Below are 16158 nucleotides of genomic sequence, written 5' to 3' on the forward strand. Positions count from 1 at the left end.
ACGGGAGGATACAGGTGAATCGAGAGCGTGTCGGCCTACAGCTGGTGGATGCGAAAGTGATCTCTTCCGATGATCTGTCTCAGGCGCTTGATATCCAGCAGGGAGAAGGAGGGCGCCTCGGGAGCATTCTGGTTCGGATGGGGGTTCTGTCTGAATCCACTTTATTAGAGTTTCTCAGCCAGCACTATGGAGTTGCCACTGTAGAATTGTCTACGTGCTCGATTGATGGAAGTCTTCGCGGGTTGGTTCCTTATGACGTTGTCTGCCGGCACCTCGTTTTACCGGTGCGGAAAACCACTTCACGTCTGAGTCTGGCTATGGCCGACCCTACGAATGCCTCTTTGCTCGATGATTTGCGATTTCGGACAGGGCTGCACATCATTCCCATGGTAGCTACCGAGTCGGATTTACGGACAGCGATCTCCCATATGTATTCCCAGGCTCCAGATGGATCTTTCTCAACCACGGAACCTCTGCAAAAAGATGAACAGGGTAATTTGACAAACCGCGGAGATAGCGACCGGATGTCACCCAATTCGATGGGGAAGCCTGCCGGCCCTGTCTGTGCCTCTCCGAACGGGTTGAATGGTGAAGAAAGATCGAGCCTTCTTCAGGGCAATGCAGAGATGTCTCGTGTGAAGCGTCATATCAAAATTGATAAAGATTCTTCAGCTGTGGAGGTTGTAAATGGTCTTGTTCAGCAGGCCATTGGAATGGAGGCGAGTGATATTCATATTGAGCCGATGGAGACCATGATCCGGGTTCGTTTTCGATTGGATGGCGTCTTGTGCCCGATTCAAAATCTGCCTAAAGATCTTCATCAGGCATTACTTGCCAGAGTGAAAATTCTTTCCGATCTGGATATTGCGGAGCGTCGGTTACCCCAAGATGGACGGATGAAGGTGGAGGGCTTTCCCCACGTCGATATTCGAGTAGCAATTCTTCCGTGTTTGTTTGGGGAAAAAGCGGTTCTGCGTCTTCTGAATCAGTCAGGGCTTGCATTGCATTTGACCAATATCGGGCTCAATCAGCCTGATTTGGATCGGGTCACGACGGCCCTGGAAAATCCCTATGGGATGATCCTGGTGACAGGGCCTACGGGGAGCGGAAAGACGACAACCCTTTATAGCGCGTTACAATTTCTGAACACTCCCCAGATGAATATTGTCACTGTCGAAGATCCTGTGGAATACCAAATCCAGGGCATCAATCAGATGCAAATTCATGAAGAGATTGGATTGAATTTTGCCGCCGGATTGCGTGCTTTTCTGCGGCAGGATCCTGACGTCATGATGGTGGGCGAAATTCGTGATCGGGAAACCGCGCAAATCGCGATTCAGGCTTCTCTGACTGGCCATCGAGTTCTTTCGACCCTGCATACCATGAATGCCCCAGGGGCGATTGCCCGCCTCATCGATATGAGCATTGAGCCGTTTTTGGTGTCTTCCGCCGTTTCGCTCATTGTGGGTCAACGATTAGTACGGAAAATTTGTGATCATTGTCGGGAGCCGGATACGGTATCCCAATTTCAGCTGCGGGAACTGGGGATTGATGAGAATGAGTTTGGTGCGGTTCAAGCAATGAAAGGGCGTGGGTGTGCGTCCTGCCACCTGACTGGATTTAAAGGACGTATGGCCTTATTTGAGACCTTGCCTATTTTTGAAGGGCTCCATGAAAAAATTTTGGCCCGAGTATCGACGAATGACTTGATAACCTGTGCGATAAGCGAAGGATTTCGCACACTTAGACAGGCGGGGATGGCGGCTGTTCAAGGTGGCTTGACCACTGTCGGCGAAGTATTTTCTGAAACGAGGTCTGATGCTTTTGTGTAAGTACCCCAGTAGACCGGTCGACTAATGGAATTGACTGTACTTCTAGATGAATTATGCCGGCAGGGTGGATCCGATTTGCACCTGGTCTCCGGTAGTGTGCCCCGACTTCGAGTGGACGGGCATTTACGTCCTATGGAGTTTCCAGTATTGGTTAGCCAGGACATTTCCCGGTTAACAGCGAGTCTGTTAACGGAAGCACAACATCATCAGGTTATGGAGGCCGGAGAGTGGGATGGAGCATACAGCGTTCCCGCTATTGGTCGGTTTCGGGTCCATGTCTATACCCAGCGGGGATCCTTGGCCCTGGCCATTCGGGCAGTATCCGTTGAGATTCCGACGTTTGTAGCATTAGGCCTTCCGCCTATTGTTGAGGAGCTGATGAGGAAGCCCCAAGGGCTGATTTTGGTAACCGGGCCGACGGGAAGCGGAAAAAGTACGACATTGGCCTCAATGCTAGATCATATTAATGAGGAACGGCGTGCTCATATTATTTCGTTGGAAGATCCCATTGAGATTCTCCATGCACACAAAAAGAGCCTGGTGTCTCAAATGGAAGTCGGATCCGATGTCCGCGATTTCCAATCCGCCTTGAAAGGCATCTTACGGCAGGATCCCGATGTGGTGTTTTTGGGAGAATTGCGAGATCTAGAGACCATTCAGGCGGCCCTTACAATGGCCGAAACCGGTCATCTGACGGTGGCCACATTGCACACGAATTCTGCAATTCACACACTGACACGATTGGTCTCGGTGTTTCCCCCACACCAGCAACAAGAAATTCGCATTCAGTTATCGATGGTTCTGGAAGGTATTCTGTCTCAGAGGCTCCTGTCTCGCTCCGAAGGAAAGGGCCGAGTCCTGGCTTTGGAAATTCTGATTTCCTCCCCGGCCATTCGGAACCTGATTCGGGAAGACAAGATTCATCAAATGTATTCCATGATGCAAACGGGGCAAGCCCAATATGGCATGCAGACCATGAATCAAGCTCTAGCCGACTTAGCTGGCCAGGGAGTGATATCCTCTGAGCTGGCTATGGGACTCACAACACTTCCCGATGAGTTATCAAAGTTATTAGAACGCACGGGCCGGGATCGGTCTGGGGGGATGTCGTTGGCCAGGTTGCGCAATCGGATGTAGATGTCAATGATTGCTTTTTGGATCTTCTTCAGAGAAAGCGAGCATTAATTCGAAATGCCGAGATTTGAATATCGTGCGAAAAACTTGAAAGGACAGGCAGTTCATGGGGAAGTGTTGGCTGGCACTTCCAGTGAGGCCTTACAACTTCTTCGTAGGCAGGCCGTCTTGGTGACCAGTCTCCAGGAAAAAGTCGAAAAGGTATTCAATCTCAGTTGCCTGGTGACCGGCTGGAACCGTCAGGGGACTTGGCGAGCCGTGAGAAGTAAAGAATTGGTGGTTTTTACCCATCAATTGGCAACCTTGATTCGAGCGGGAGTGCCTCTTTTGGAATGCCTGGATATTCTTTCCACAGAAGCTGAAAGCCCGACCTTGCAACAGGTTGTCAAGCATATTCGAGAGGATGTGGAGGGGGGAACCTTGTTGGCTCATGCTTTAAAGCGCCATCCAACCGTCTTCCATGAATTTTACCGGAGTATGGTTGAAGTGGGGGAGACGACGGGTCGTTTGGATGAAAGTTTGACTCAACTTGCCGTGTATCTTGGTAAGCAGGCTCAGTTACGGGCGAAAATTTTTTCTGGCTTAGCCTATCCGGCTTTGCTCGTAACTGTCGCGATGATTGTCCTGGTCTTTTTGCTGATTTGGGTTGTCCCTCTTTTTTCTGGCTTATTCCAAGATATGGGTGAATCCCTTCCCTGGTTGACGCAAGTGGTGATTGACGTGGCTGAAGGGGTTAGAGATTACTTTTTTCTGTTGACGATTTTCGTGGGAAGTTTAGTAATGGGTATCCGGTGGATGCTGAAAAATCCGAAAAGTCGGCAGGCCTTTGATGGGTGGGTCTTACGGGTCCCTCTTCTGGGATCCGTGATCCAAAAGGCGGCAACGGTGCGCTTTTCCAGGACCTTAGGGTTTTTAGTCCGTCGTGGGGTCCCGTTGTTGTCTGCCTTGGGTGTGGCAGGAACGGTGACCGGCAATAAGGTATTTGAGCAAAGTATCAAGCTGGCGACTACAGCAGTTCAAGATGGAATGCCCATTTCCGAGGCCTTGAGGGCACGCCAGGTTTTCCCGCCCATGGTTCCCCAAATGCTCAAAGTGGGGGAATCAACCGGTTCAATTGATGTTATGCTGGAAAAAATTGCGGATTTCTTTGAGCAAGAGGTCGATCGAACGGTAGCCACTTTAACGTCGGTGTTGGAGCCGTTTATTATCTTGGTCGTGGGCTGTGGGATTGCTCTTGTCGTGGTGGCCATGTATCTTCCCATTTTTTCCATCGGATCAGTTATTGGATAAATTTGAAGGTATTTCGTCGTGAGTGGGAGTGCTATGTCAGTTACTGAGATCGTCGTGAGGGCGCCGGCAAAAGTAAATCTATTGATTCGGGTATTGGATCAATTGCCCAATGGGTATCATAATTTGTGGTCTCTCATGCATACGGTTGATGTCTATGATCTCCTCCGAATCAGACTTAACTCTAATCGGGAGGGCCTTGCCTTGACGTGTGGAGATGCCCCGTTGCCCTTGGATAAGGGAAATCTGGTTTATCGGGCGGCTGAATTGGTCCTTCAGCGGGCTGAAAAGACTGTAGGGGTTGATATTGAGCTAACCAAAGTCATTCCCTTGTCGGCTGGTCTTGGAGGTGGGAGTAGTGATGCCGCCGCCACTTTGTATGGCCTTGCTCACTTGCTGGGGTTAAATTGGACTTTATCTGACTTGTGTGAGGCGGGTGCAACACTCGGAAGTGATATTCCCTTTTTTTTTAGAGCACCTTGTGCAGTAGTTCGTGGGTGGGGCCAGGATGTGGTGGCCTGTTCCATCCAAGGTGAACGGTGGGTGGTTCTTGTCAATCCCGGCTTTCCTATTCAGACAAAATGGGCATATAAACAGTTGGCCTCTCAACGGGATGCTGTTCGTCCTTTAGATGACTCTACAAAGAAGATAGATCGTGAGTTGAGCCTCTCCTGGGAGGAAGTGATCGGGACGATGGAGAATGATTTTGAGGCGCCGTTGTTCCCGTTTTATCCCATTTTGGGATTTATTAAAGATACTTTGCTTTCCTTTGGGGCTCAAGCCGCACTATTATCAGGTAGTGGAGCCACCGTGTTTGGGATTTTCCGCACTCATGAGGAAGCCCGGCAGGCTTCCACTAGGTTGCGCCGTGATACTAGTTGGCGGATCTTTGATATACCGATGGGTTCGACGGATTTACCCCATGACGCAATCCATGTTGGCTCCTCTTCCCAGGCTTCCAAAATGTAAATTCTGTGATTTGAGTTGACAAGCCGCTGATTGTAGAATTACCTTTGCTCTGCTTTTTTCCAGAATATCTGCTACGGTTCAGGTTCACCTAGGCAAGTTGAGACTACCACCATGCTCCGAGATTTAAAATTGATCACGGGTAACTCCAACCTTGCGTTGGCCAGAGAAATTTCCCAGTATATTGGGCAGGATTTGAGTCAGGCGACGGTTACGACTTTTAGTGATGGGGAAATTAGGGTTAGAATTGATGAGAATGTGCGGGGAGGGGATGTCTTTCTCATTCAATCCTGCTGCCACCCGGTGAATACCTCGATCATGGAGTTGCTGCTTCTGATCGATGCGGTCAAACGATCATCCGCATCCAGGATTACAGCGGTCATTCCTTATTACGGATATGGGAGACAAGACCGAAAAGATCAACCCCGAGTGCCCATTAGTGCCAAATTAATTGCGGATTTGATTACGGCCGCCGGCGCAAATCGCATTTTGACTATGGACCTTCATGCCGGACCTATTCAGGGATTCTTCAATATTCCTGTTGATCACCTTTATGCAATGCCTGTGATGTTGGACTACATTAAAAAGCAAAATGTTTCCGATTTGGTGATCGTTTCCCCTGATGCTGGAGGAGTCGAGCGGGCGAGAGCATTTGCCAAACGACTGAATTCCTCCCTCGCGATTATTGATAAGCGGCGAGAATTGCCGAATCAGGCTGAAGTGATGAACATTATTGGTGATGTGCAGGATAAACACGCGTTATTGTTTGATGACATGATTGATACGGCCGGAACCATTGTTCAAACGGCTCAAACTTGTATGGATAATGGAGCTCTGTCGGCTTGGGCTGGGAGTACTCATGCAGTCCTGTCTGGTCCCGCTCTGGAGCGGTTGCAATCGTCTTGCCTTCGGGAGGTTATGGTGACGAACACCATTCCTTTGAATGGAAAGGATCAGCAATGTCCAAAGTTGAAGACCCTCTCGGTTGCGCCTTTGTTGGGTGAGGCGATTTTGAGGATTCATCGTGAAGAATCGGTGACGTCCTTGTTTGTGTAATTAGCTAAGGAATTGTTCTTTTACTCCATTTTAGAAGAGGTCAAGACGATGAAATATGAACTTGAAGTAGAAAAACGGGATCAGGCTGGAAAAGGCGTGGCGAGGCAATTGCGGCGACAAGGGAAAATTCCCGGAGTCCTTTATGGAGGGGGAAAGTCTGAATTTGTGGCCATGGACCATAAGACAGCCAGAAGTCTGGTGATTTCTCAGGTTGGCCATACTGGGTTGCTGACTGTTCGGATTTCCGGGGCACAAGAACGGATAGCGGTACTCCAAGACCACCAAATTGACCCTATTACCGGGGCAATTCTACACGTGGATCTCCTTGAAGTTTCGATGAAAAAGGTCATTCGCGTCAAAGTTCCGGTGACGGTTATCGGAGAAGTCCCTCTTGGTGTGAAAGAGGGGGGTATATTGCATCAGGTGTTGCGCGAATTACATATTGAGTGTTTGCCGGATCAAATTCCAGATCATATTGAAATTGATGCCTCCGGATTCGGGATCGGTGATGGTGTGTATGTCAAAGAAGTTGCAGTTCCCGCAGGTATCAAGATTTTGGATGACGAGGATCTCATGGTTGCCCATGTAGCCACGAAGATGTCTGAGGCGAAATTAGAGTCCCTTCTGGCCCGTGAGGCGGCTGAGGGAGGGGCTCCTGTTGCCACTGCAGAAAAAGCCGCGGGTGAAGGTGCGGCCGCTGGGGCTGTGGCGGCGTCAGATAGTAAGTCGAAAGAAGGCAAGAAGTAACCCTTGCATCTGGTGGTGGGACTTGGGAATCCCGGAGAGTCGTACAAACTCACGCGACACAACATTGGCTGGATGGTTCTTGAACAGGCGGCGGATCGGTGGAATGTGGCTTTGGCCAAACAGGAGCATGGGTTTTTAGGAAAAGGTGAGGTTAAGGGCCATCCGGTTTTGCTTCTTCTTCCCATGGCGTGGATGAATCAAACTGGGGTGGTGATTCGGTCAGTCATTCAGGATTTGTCTCAGGAATCGCCTAATCTTATTGTTGTACATGATGATCTGGACTTATCTCTGGGAGCGATCAAGATCAAAACCCGAGGGGGCGCAGGTGGCCATAATGGTCTGCGGTCGGTTTTATCGTGCGTGGGGACAGAAGAATTTTCCAGGGTCAAGGTTGGAATAGGGCGTCCTCAGAATAATGACAGCCTTGCGAATTTTGTACTCTCACCGTTTTTATCAGAAGAGTGGGAAAAAATTACCTCAATTCTTCCGAAGGCCATTGATTCGTTGGAATGCCTGATTTGTGAGGGGCCAGACATTGCCATGAATCGATTTCATGTGCGATCTTCTGAGGAGGGTCTGTAAGTATTCGTGGATTGGTCAGTTTTCCTGGCAACAGCCCTACTTTACTTGATAATTTGTATCAAGTTTTTAGTATGTGATTGTTCGGATTCTTTTCCAGATAAGAGTTTGACACTCCAATTTACCCTATGGTAGCTTGAGTCCCCTTTTGTGGTACAACACGATTATTCTGCCTGAAAACTAGAAAAATACTGTCAGAGGGAAAGGTTATGTATGAAACTGTATGAATCACTGTGTATTCTTCGTCCCGTTCAAGCAGAAACAGAAAATGAGCGAGTGATTGAAAAAATGAAGGAAGTCCTAGGTCAGGCTGGGGCCACTATTTTAAATTTCGATAATAGCGGGAAGAAAAAATTGGCCTACGATATTCAACACGAACGGAAGGGGACCTATATCACGGTTCAATTCGAAGGCCCTCCTACCGTTGTATTTGAGTTGGAGCGCTTTCAGCGTATGGAAGATCAGGTAATGAAGTTTATGACCGTACGGCTGAACCCAAGTGATTTGGTTGCCGTCGCTGAAACGGAAGCTGAAGCAAGTGGAGAGGATGCTGGAGATGGTGGGATTCAATAAAGTCATTTTGATTGGAAATCTGACCAGAGATCCTGAGCTTCGGTATACACCCAGCGGCACTCCTGTGGTTAATTTCCCGTTAGCGGTGAATCGCCGATACCGTCAGGGCGATGAACCAAAAGAAGAGGTCTGTTATGTTGATATTGTCGTGTTCGGGCGACAGGCCGAACATTGTGGGCAGTACCTCAATAAAGGTGACGGGGCCATCGTTGATGGTCGTCTACAACAACGGCGATGGGAAACGGACGACGGGCAGAAGCGAAGCAAACATGAAGTGGTAGCTCAAACAGTAACGTTCTTGCCGAAAAAGTCATCCTCCGGTAGCTCTGGGTCAGGAGTTTCTGAGGAGTCTCCCTATGATTCGGAAGAGTATTATCCTGACCCAATGCCCTAATTTTTAGCCGAGGAGAGGTTTCTGTGGAAAAAGGACGATTGTTTCAGCGGAAAAGAGTGTGCCGCTTTTGCTTCGATAAAACACCATTGGATTACAAGGATGCAAATCTATTGAGGAATTTCCTCACGGAACGCGGACGCATTATTCCTCGTCGGACATCTGGAAATTGCTTGCGGCATCAAAGGAAATTAACCCAAGCGATTAAGCGTGCCAGGCATGTTGCTATCCTTTCATTTGCAGAAGAACACTGAGGTCAACAGTTTTCTTTGATATGGGGCAGTAGAGGGTAGAGTGACGGGGTTGTGAAATGTCGATAATTTTCAATCTACTGGATGTGCCCCCGGCTGGGCTTCAAATTCATCATGAGGTAGAGCCATCGGCCTTATTGTTATCCAGTTATGAGGGAAGCCCAATTGGTAGCTTAAGCTGTCATGGAGAGTTATTTTTGACTGGGGAGCTATCAGCATATTTTCAAGGTAAAATTAGTGGAAGGATGACCAGGGAATGTGTTCGTTGCCTCGATCAATTTGAAGAAGATCTGTCATTGTCGTGCGAGGTTGAATTTAAAAAAGCGGTGAAAGCGGTAAAAGTGATCGTGCCGCACAGGGATAAAGGCAAAGGAGTGAAGGGGGGCGATAAACCCGTCGAGGAAGATGCCAACGAGGAGGATGTTTACCCTATTTCAGGAAATGAAATCGACCTCCTTCCAGCTATTCGAGAGCAAGTCATTCTTGCTAGCCCTCTCCAGTCCTTGTGCAATAAAAATTGTCTCGGGTTGTGCCAGGTATGTGGGAATAATTTAAATGATGGCATTTGTGGGTGTTGTACCCCGGTTACAGACTCAGACCCGGTGCCAAATTTCCAGCAAACAATATCAAAAAAAAATCCATCCAAGCGCTCTCCCGCTTCTGTTCGAAGGGGATCGTGAAGGCATCAGTCACCTCTTAATTAAAAAGTTGGACTATTATGGCAAATCCCAAACACAAAATTTCTAAAGCCCGACGGGATAAACGGCGATCCCATCTCAAGCTCACCCCGCCTAATTTGTCTACGTGCCCTCAATGTCATGAGCCCAAGCCATCTCATACGACATGCTTGAATTGTGGGACCTATAAAGGGATCGCCATTATTTCGGTTGAAGAGGGATAAACGGCATTTTTCTTCTCGAGCCAGTCATCTTTTAGCACCAAACCCATGAAAATAGCCGTGGACGCGATGGGGGGGGATCATGGATTATCTCCCAATGTCGAAGGAGCCATACAGGCTACAAGGGAATCCTCTCTCTCGATTATCTTGGTCGGAGACGAACCGTCTCTCCAATCTCATCTGGACAAACTCGGCGGTACCAAAGCCGGCATTGAGATTTTTCATGCCCCACAAGTCGTGGATATGCATGAGTCTCCAGCGTTGATTGCCAGAAAAAAGCGAGATTCTTCCATATGGAAAGCCACAGAATTAGTTAAAAATAAACAGGCCGATGCGTTGGTGTCTGCAGGAAATACCGGTGCCACCATGGTGTCAGCGTTTTTTCTTTTGGGATTGATTCAAGGGGTTGAACGCCCCGCAATCGCCGCGACATTGCCGACTCGCCAGGGCAAGGCAATCATGTTGGATGTCGGTGCCACTGTTGATTGTACCGCCAAACAACTCTTCCAGTTTGGAATCATGGGGCATGAATATGGGAGGCATCTCCTAGGAAATGATCGTCCACGGGTAGGGCTATTAAGTATTGGAGAAGAAGATACAAAAGGGAATGAAGTTACAAAAGAAACCTTTAAATTGTTGAAGGATAGCCCCATTAATTTCATTGGAAATGTTGAAGGGCGGGATGTCTATAGTGGGAATGCCGATGTCATTGTGACGGATGGATTTATTGGCAATGTAGCCTTGAAAATTTCTGAAGGGTTGGCGGATGCGATAAAAAAAATGCTGATGAAAGAAATTGCCCAGTCAGCTCTTGGTCGGCTTTCCTATCTGTTTGTGGCCGGACCCCTTCTGCGGTTACGGCGAAAAACCGATTATGCCGAATTTGGCGGAGCTCCTCTTTTGGGGGTTGAAGGTATCAGTATGATCTGTCATGGTCGTTCCTCATCAAAGGCGATTAAAAATGCGATTCTTCGAGCCCAGTCTTTGGCGGAAGGTGGTTTGATTGAGGAAATCCGAGGCGATATTGCACATGGGTGCAGGTGAAATAAAATAGGTGTCTCAAGGATGAAGAGCGTGATTCTAGGGACAGGGGCGTATGTTCCCAAACGAGTCTTAACCAATGCGGATTTAGAGCGCATGGTTGACACTTCGGATACCTGGATTACCGAACGAACAGGGATCAGGGAGCGCCGAGTGGTTGAGCCAGGGCAGGCCTGTTCCGATTTGGCTGTTGAGGCGGCCCAGCGTGCGTTAATGGCCGCTGATGTGGCGGCATCGGAAATCGACCTGATCCTTTTAGCCACTTGCACAGGGGATTCCCCCCTTCCTTCCACAGCCTGTCTTATCCAGCATCGGTTAGGAGCCCATCGGGCAGCGGCTTGCGATATTTCTGCCGCCTGTTGCGGGTTTATTTATGCGTTGGCTATTGCAGATGCCTATGTGAAAAGTGGGATGCGGCACGTATTGGTCATTGGTTCCGAAGTCATGTCAGCGATAACCGATTGGACCGATCGTAATACGTGCGTCTTATTTGGTGATGGGGCTGGGGCGGTGGTGGTCGGTCAAGGCACCGAAGGTTCGGGGATCCTTTCCACGCATTTGCATGCCAATGGCGGACTTTCGGATATGATTCAGGTGCCTGGAGGCGGATCGCGGGAACCGGCATCCAAAGAGGTTCTTGAAGAAAAGCGGTGTTTTATAAAAATGAAGGGTAATGAAACCTTTAAAATTGCTGTCAAATCAATGGAAGAGGCCACCAAAGAGGCATTAGAGGCCAATAAATTGGAAATAGGCGATATCGATCTCTTCATTCCTCATCAGGCTAATATGCGGATTTTGAATGCCGTGGGCCAACGATTGGGGTTGGCTCGAGAAAAGTTGATGATAAATTTAGATCGATTTGGTAATACCTCTGCAGCATCCATTCCGTTGGCGCTCGATCAAGCTGTCCAGGAGGGGAGAATTCATAAAGGGAGTGTGGTGCTCTTGGCAGCATTTGGTGCAGGTCTGACTTGGGCGTCAACTGTAATTCGTTGGTAATGTGATTGTCGGCAGGTATCTCTTTCCTTAATGAGATTAGTGGTAAAAAAGCAGGGGAAGAATCTGAGGCTTCCAACAAGAGCAAACCAAAAGATTTGAAAGGTTATAACGAGAGGGGAATTATGTCTGGAACGACCTCATGGGGTGAAAATGATTGGGCGCTGATTCTGGGAGCTTCTAGCGGTTTCGGAGAGGCGGCCGCATTGGAGTTGGCCAATTTAGGGTTGAATATCTGTGGGGTGCATCTTGATCGAAAATCAACACAGCCGAATGCGGAGCGTATTGCTTCCCAGATTCGTTCAATCGGGCGAGAGGTTCTATTTTTTAACGTCAATGCAGCGGATCCTGAAAAGCGTGCCGACATTTTGAAAGCGCTGAAGCAACGTGCGGAAGAATCGGGGAAGCCGATTTGTGTGCGGGTGTTGTTACATTCGTTAGCTTTTGGAACACTGAAGCCGTATATTGCTGAATCCCATGCGGAAGCCATTAATAAAGCGCAGATGGATATGACGTTGGATGTCATGGCCAACAGTCTGGTGTATTGGACCCAGGATTTAGTGGCACAAAAATTTTTGGGATCAGGGAGTCGAATCTTCTCCATGACCAGTGCCGGAGGGGCACGAGTCTGGCGAACGTATGGAGCGGTTTCCGCTGCAAAGTCCGCCCTGGAGTCACACACCAGACAATTGGCTCTGGAGCTCGCTCCTCTGGGTATCACCGTCAACTCGCTGATGGCCGGTGTCACGGATACTCCGGCTTTGCGTAAAATACCCGGTTCTGATGAAATGCTGACATTAGCCAAACGAAAAAACCCTTCAAGTCGACTGACCACGACCCAGGATGTCGCCGATGCGCTAGGATTGTTAAGTCATCCGAAAGCTCATTGGATCACTGGAAATGTGATTTGTGTGGATGGTGGAGAGTTTATTGTTGATTAGTTCCAGGAAGTGAGGGGAGCCACGTAGGGGACTGCTCATGAGTCATGGAATTTTTTAGAGAGTGAGCGAAAAGGATGATGCCAGTTTTTGGTTTTTTGTTTCCTGGACAAGGCTCGCAGTCAATTGGCATGGGCAAGCCTCTTTTTGATAGTAGCCCTTCGGTTCAGGCCCTCTACAAGGAAGCCGCCGATATCTTGGGATATGATGTCGGTGGATTGTGTTTTGAGGGACCGTCGGAGCAACTCAATCAAACTGAATATACGCAGCCGGCATTGCTGGTGACGAGTCTCGCCGCGTTTCAACTGGTCCGTGAAGGTCCCCTTTTTCCCGCTGCAGTTGCCGGTCATAGCTTGGGCGAATATACCGCATTAGTGGCGGCAGGCGCGCTGGAATTTCGAGAAGCGGTTAATTTGGTGCAGAAGCGCGGACGTTATATGGCGGAAGCTGTGGCTCCTGGAAGCGGGTTAGTTGCCGCGATCTTAGGCCTGTCAGAAAAGGACGTCCGAAGCGTCTGTCAAGAAGCAGGATCTGTGGGTGTTGTGGCTCCGGCCAATTTCAATTCTCCAGGCCAAACGGTTATTGCCGGAGAAAAAGCGGCAGTGGAACATGCTGCAGAATTGGCTAAAGCACGTGGAGCGAAGCGGGTGATGCCACTTCCGGTCAGCGTTCCGGTTCATACCCCATTGATGCAGGTGGCTGCTGACAGATTGAAAAAAGATATTGATTCTTTAAAGTGGTCTGATTTAAATGTACCGTTGGTGAATAATGTGGAAGCCAAAGCCCTGGTATCAGCGGGGGAGGTCCGTGAGTCCCTTGTTCGACAATTACCTTCCCCCGTACGGTGGCAGGAAACCATTCAGGCCATGGCCTTGATGGGCATCACGCATTTCGTGGAAATCGGTCCAGGGAAAGTCTTGACTGGATTAGTAAAGCGCATTGTTCCAGAGGCTACCACGTGGAATGTAATGGATCAGGAATCCTACGCTCACGTTCTGTCGCACTGTTCGTAAAGACAAACTGGGCCAAATTTTCAAGAAGGATTTGAGAATGTTGTTGACGGAAAAAATTGCTGTGGTAACGGGTGGTGCCCAGGGAATCGGGCAGGCGATTGCGACAACATTGGCCAGAGAAGGGGCTGATGTCGTGGTTGCCGATCTTGATGCTGAACGTTGTCAAGAAACCGTGGATCTTGTCCAACAATCCGGTCGTAAAGCGTTGGCGGTTTCGGTCAATGTTGGCGAATGGGAGCAGGCTAAGGGAATGATGGATCGCGTCCTCAAAGAATGGGGGCGAGTGGATATCCTGGTGAATAACGCAGGCATTACGCGAGATGGTTTGTTAATGCGGATGAAAGAAGAGGATTGGCATGCTGTCCTGCAGGTCAATTTGACCGGCACATTTTTCTGTGCAAAGGCCGTTCTGCCTTCCATGAGCAAGCAACGAAGTGGTCGAATAGTCAATATTGCTTCCATTGTCGGAGCGATAGGGAACATGGGCCAGGCCAACTATGCAGCGTCCAAAGCGGGAGTGATTGGTCTCACCAAAACAATTGCCCGGGAGTATGCCAGTCGGAATATTACCGTCAATGCCGTGGCACCGGGCTTTATTGATACCGCTATGACCCAACATCTTTCGCCAGAAATTAAAGAGGGGTTACTGAATCAAATTCCATTAAAGCGGTTAGGGCAACCTTCGGATGTTGCCGATGCGGTGTGCTTTCTGAGTTCAGAGAAGGCCGGGTATATTAGCGGTCATGTGTTACATGTGAATGGCGGGATGCATATGGCGTCCTAAGCCAATGCGCAACAGGATGTGTCTCATTCGATAAACTTTGCAATGAGGAGGAGCCAACAATGGCAGTTGAAGAGCGTGTTAAAAAAATTATTGTGGAACAATTAGGTGTGGAAGAAGATGATGTGGTCCCTGAGGCCAAGTTTGTGGAAGATCTTGGAGCCGATTCCCTGGATACGGTGGAATTGGTGATGGCTTTAGAGGAAGAGTTTGAAATCGAAATTCCGGATGAAGATGCAGAAAAAATTCAAACGGTCTCGGCAGCCATTGAATTTATTAAGGAAAAAGTCTGAGAAGGACATTGATCGCTGTGCGAAATTGCGGTTCACCCATGGTTGATTGTGGGGGGCGAGGGGGTAAAATCTTAGATTCAGTTTCCGGGTTTTCCAACGATGATGTGTACGGAGATCCTCAATGAGTGAATGGACGCCACGACGAGTGGTTGTGACAGGATTGGGATTGGTCACCCCGTTGGATATTGGTGTATCCAATACATGGGAGAAACTATGTAAAGGCCAATCCGGGATCGGGCCGATTACCCGATTTGATGCAAGCCAGTATTCCGTGCAGATTGCGGGGGAGGTCAAGAACTTTGATCCCTCGACGTTCATTGAGAAAAAAGAAATTAAAAAGATGGATACCTTTATCCATTTTGCCATTGCAGCCAGTCAGGAGGCAGTGGATGATGCCAAGCTTGTCGTAAATCCGGATGAGGCGGATCGTGTGGGGGTCTATATTGGAGCAGGCATTGGGGGTCTTCCGGCCATTGAGCATTATCATAAGGTGTTGCTGGAGCGCGGTCCGGACCGGGTTTCGCCATTTTTTATCCCGATGGTCATTATTAATTTGGCCTCAGGGCAGGTAGCGATTCGTTTTGGTGCCAAGGGTCCGAATGCCTGTACGGTCACGGCCTGCGCCACAGGGAATCATTGTATCGGAGATGGATTTCGACTGATTCAGCGGGGAGAGGCCGATGTCATGCTGGTTGGAGGAGCGGAATCAACCATTTGCCCGACAGCGGTCGCTGGGTTTGCCGCGGCAAAGGCGTTGTCCAGGAGAAATGAAGAACCGAAACGGGCTAGTCGGCCTTTTGATAAAGACCGTGACGGATTTGTCATTGGCGAAGGTGCCGGTGTCTTAATCTTAGAGGAATTGGAGCACGCCAAATCTCGTGGTGCGCGTATCTATGCCGAAGTGATCGGCTATGCCATGAATAGCGATGCCTTTCATATAACCGCTCCACCAGACGATGGTGCGGGTGCGGTGACTTGTATGGAGCGTGCGATTCAGGATGCGGGGATCGCGAAAGAATCTGTGGGATATATTAATGCCCATGCCACATCCACCTTTGCCGATCGGATTGAAACGCAGGTCATCAAAAAAGTCTTTGGGGATCTGGCCTATTCCATTCCTGTAGGTTCTACCAAGTCCATGACCGGCCACCTATTGGGAGCTGCCGGAGGAATTGAAGCGGTTTTTTCTATCATGGCCATGCACCAGGGCGTCATTCCTCCAACCATCAATTTGGAGACGCCAGACCCCGAATGTGACTTGGATTATATTCCGACTCATGCCAGATCCTGTACTGTCGATGTCGCCATTTCTAATGCATTTGGATTTGGTGGTGTCAATGCCTGTTTGGTCTTCCGGCGTTGGAAAGGCGAATAGGCAGCAT

General features: G+C 49.1%; 19 protein-coding genes. All 19 read left to right on the top strand.

Translation table 11 applies throughout. From position 1 onward, the window contains the following. Window positions 1-14: 14 nt before the first annotated feature. The 19 genes from ACWHYD_RS02395 (at window position 15) to fabF (ending at window position 16151) form a co-directional block, all read left to right on the top strand. Window positions 15-1832 (top strand): GspE/PulE family protein, encoded by a 1818-nt coding sequence (locus tag ACWHYD_RS02395; protein ID WP_447964347.1) that lies wholly within the window; start codon window positions 15-17, stop codon window positions 1830-1832. Between the two features lie 24 nt (window positions 1833-1856). Continuing rightward, the gene (locus ACWHYD_RS02400; RefSeq protein WP_447964348.1) at window positions 1857-2969 is read left to right on the top strand and encodes a type IV pilus twitching motility protein PilT; all 1113 of its coding nucleotides are present in this window, start codon (window positions 1857-1859) and stop codon (window positions 2967-2969) included. Window positions 2970-3023: 54 nt separating this feature from the next. Further along, window positions 3024-4256: a type II secretion system F family protein gene (locus tag ACWHYD_RS02405; RefSeq protein WP_447964349.1), complete on the top strand. Its 1233-nt coding sequence runs from the start codon at window positions 3024-3026 to the stop codon at window positions 4254-4256. 33 nt (window positions 4257-4289) lie between these two features. Next, the gene (gene ispE, locus ACWHYD_RS02410; protein WP_447964350.1) at window positions 4290-5222 is read left to right on the top strand and encodes a 4-(cytidine 5'-diphospho)-2-C-methyl-D-erythritol kinase; all 933 of its coding nucleotides are present in this window, start codon (window positions 4290-4292) and stop codon (window positions 5220-5222) included. A gap of 111 nt (window positions 5223-5333) precedes the next feature. Further along, window positions 5334-6275 (top strand): ribose-phosphate diphosphokinase, encoded by a 942-nt coding sequence (locus ACWHYD_RS02415; protein ID WP_447964351.1) that lies wholly within the window; start codon window positions 5334-5336, stop codon window positions 6273-6275. A gap of 48 nt (window positions 6276-6323) precedes the next feature. Further along, window positions 6324-7022 (top strand): 50S ribosomal protein L25, encoded by a 699-nt coding sequence (locus ACWHYD_RS02420; protein ID WP_447964352.1) that lies wholly within the window; start codon window positions 6324-6326, stop codon window positions 7020-7022. A 12-nt stretch (window positions 7023-7034) separates the two neighbouring features. After that, entirely contained in the window at window positions 7035-7604 is a 570-nt protein-coding gene (gene pth / locus ACWHYD_RS02425; RefSeq protein ID WP_447965807.1) for an aminoacyl-tRNA hydrolase, read from the top strand. A gap of 210 nt (window positions 7605-7814) precedes the next feature. Next, window positions 7815-8174 (top strand): 30S ribosomal protein S6, encoded by a 360-nt coding sequence (rpsF, locus tag ACWHYD_RS02430; RefSeq protein ID WP_447964353.1) that lies wholly within the window; start codon window positions 7815-7817, stop codon window positions 8172-8174. Further along, the gene (locus ACWHYD_RS02435) at window positions 8158-8568 is read left to right on the top strand and encodes a single-stranded DNA-binding protein (RefSeq protein ID WP_447964354.1); all 411 of its coding nucleotides are present in this window, start codon (window positions 8158-8160) and stop codon (window positions 8566-8568) included. Before rpsF ends, ACWHYD_RS02435 begins: the two co-directional genes overlap by 17 nt. Then, a complete protein-coding gene (gene rpsR / locus ACWHYD_RS02440; protein WP_447965808.1) occupies window positions 8568-8819 on the top strand; it encodes a 30S ribosomal protein S18 in 252 nt (83 codons plus the stop codon). Before ACWHYD_RS02435 ends, rpsR begins: the two co-directional genes overlap by 1 nt. Window positions 8820-8875: 56 nt before the next feature. Then, window positions 8876-9496 (top strand): YceD family protein, encoded by a 621-nt coding sequence (locus ACWHYD_RS02445; RefSeq protein WP_447964355.1) that lies wholly within the window; start codon window positions 8876-8878, stop codon window positions 9494-9496. Between the two features lie 38 nt (window positions 9497-9534). Then, entirely contained in the window at window positions 9535-9717 is a 183-nt protein-coding gene (rpmF, locus tag ACWHYD_RS02450; protein WP_312646209.1) for a 50S ribosomal protein L32, read from the top strand. 45 nt (window positions 9718-9762) lie between these two features. Beyond that, on the top strand, window positions 9763-10758 hold the full coding sequence (gene plsX, locus ACWHYD_RS02455; protein WP_447964356.1) for a phosphate acyltransferase PlsX: 996 nt from the start codon (window positions 9763-9765) through the stop codon (window positions 10756-10758). A 21-nt stretch (window positions 10759-10779) separates the two neighbouring features. Next, the gene (locus tag ACWHYD_RS02460) at window positions 10780-11754 is read left to right on the top strand and encodes a beta-ketoacyl-ACP synthase III (RefSeq protein WP_447964357.1); all 975 of its coding nucleotides are present in this window, start codon (window positions 10780-10782) and stop codon (window positions 11752-11754) included. A gap of 122 nt (window positions 11755-11876) precedes the next feature. Beyond that, a complete protein-coding gene (locus ACWHYD_RS02465) occupies window positions 11877-12692 on the top strand; it encodes an SDR family oxidoreductase (RefSeq protein WP_447964358.1) in 816 nt (271 codons plus the stop codon). Between the two features lie 77 nt (window positions 12693-12769). Further along, window positions 12770-13702, top strand: a complete 933-nt coding sequence (gene fabD, locus ACWHYD_RS02470) for an ACP S-malonyltransferase (protein ID WP_447965809.1) — start codon at window positions 12770-12772, stop codon at window positions 13700-13702. A 40-nt stretch (window positions 13703-13742) separates the two neighbouring features. Continuing rightward, a complete protein-coding gene (gene fabG, locus ACWHYD_RS02475; protein ID WP_447965810.1) occupies window positions 13743-14486 on the top strand; it encodes a 3-oxoacyl-[acyl-carrier-protein] reductase in 744 nt (247 codons plus the stop codon). Between the two features lie 59 nt (window positions 14487-14545). Beyond that, window positions 14546-14776 (top strand): acyl carrier protein, encoded by a 231-nt coding sequence (acpP, locus tag ACWHYD_RS02480; RefSeq protein ID WP_447964359.1) that lies wholly within the window; start codon window positions 14546-14548, stop codon window positions 14774-14776. Between the two features lie 121 nt (window positions 14777-14897). Continuing rightward, window positions 14898-16151 carry a beta-ketoacyl-ACP synthase II gene (gene fabF / locus ACWHYD_RS02485; RefSeq protein WP_447964360.1) on the top strand — a complete coding sequence of 418 codons (1254 nt, stop codon included), beginning with the start codon at window positions 14898-14900 and terminating at the stop codon, window positions 16149-16151. Window positions 16152-16158 lie beyond the last annotated feature (7 nt).

The sequence above is a fragment of the Nitrospira sp. Ecomares 2.1 genome (assembly GCF_965152585.1).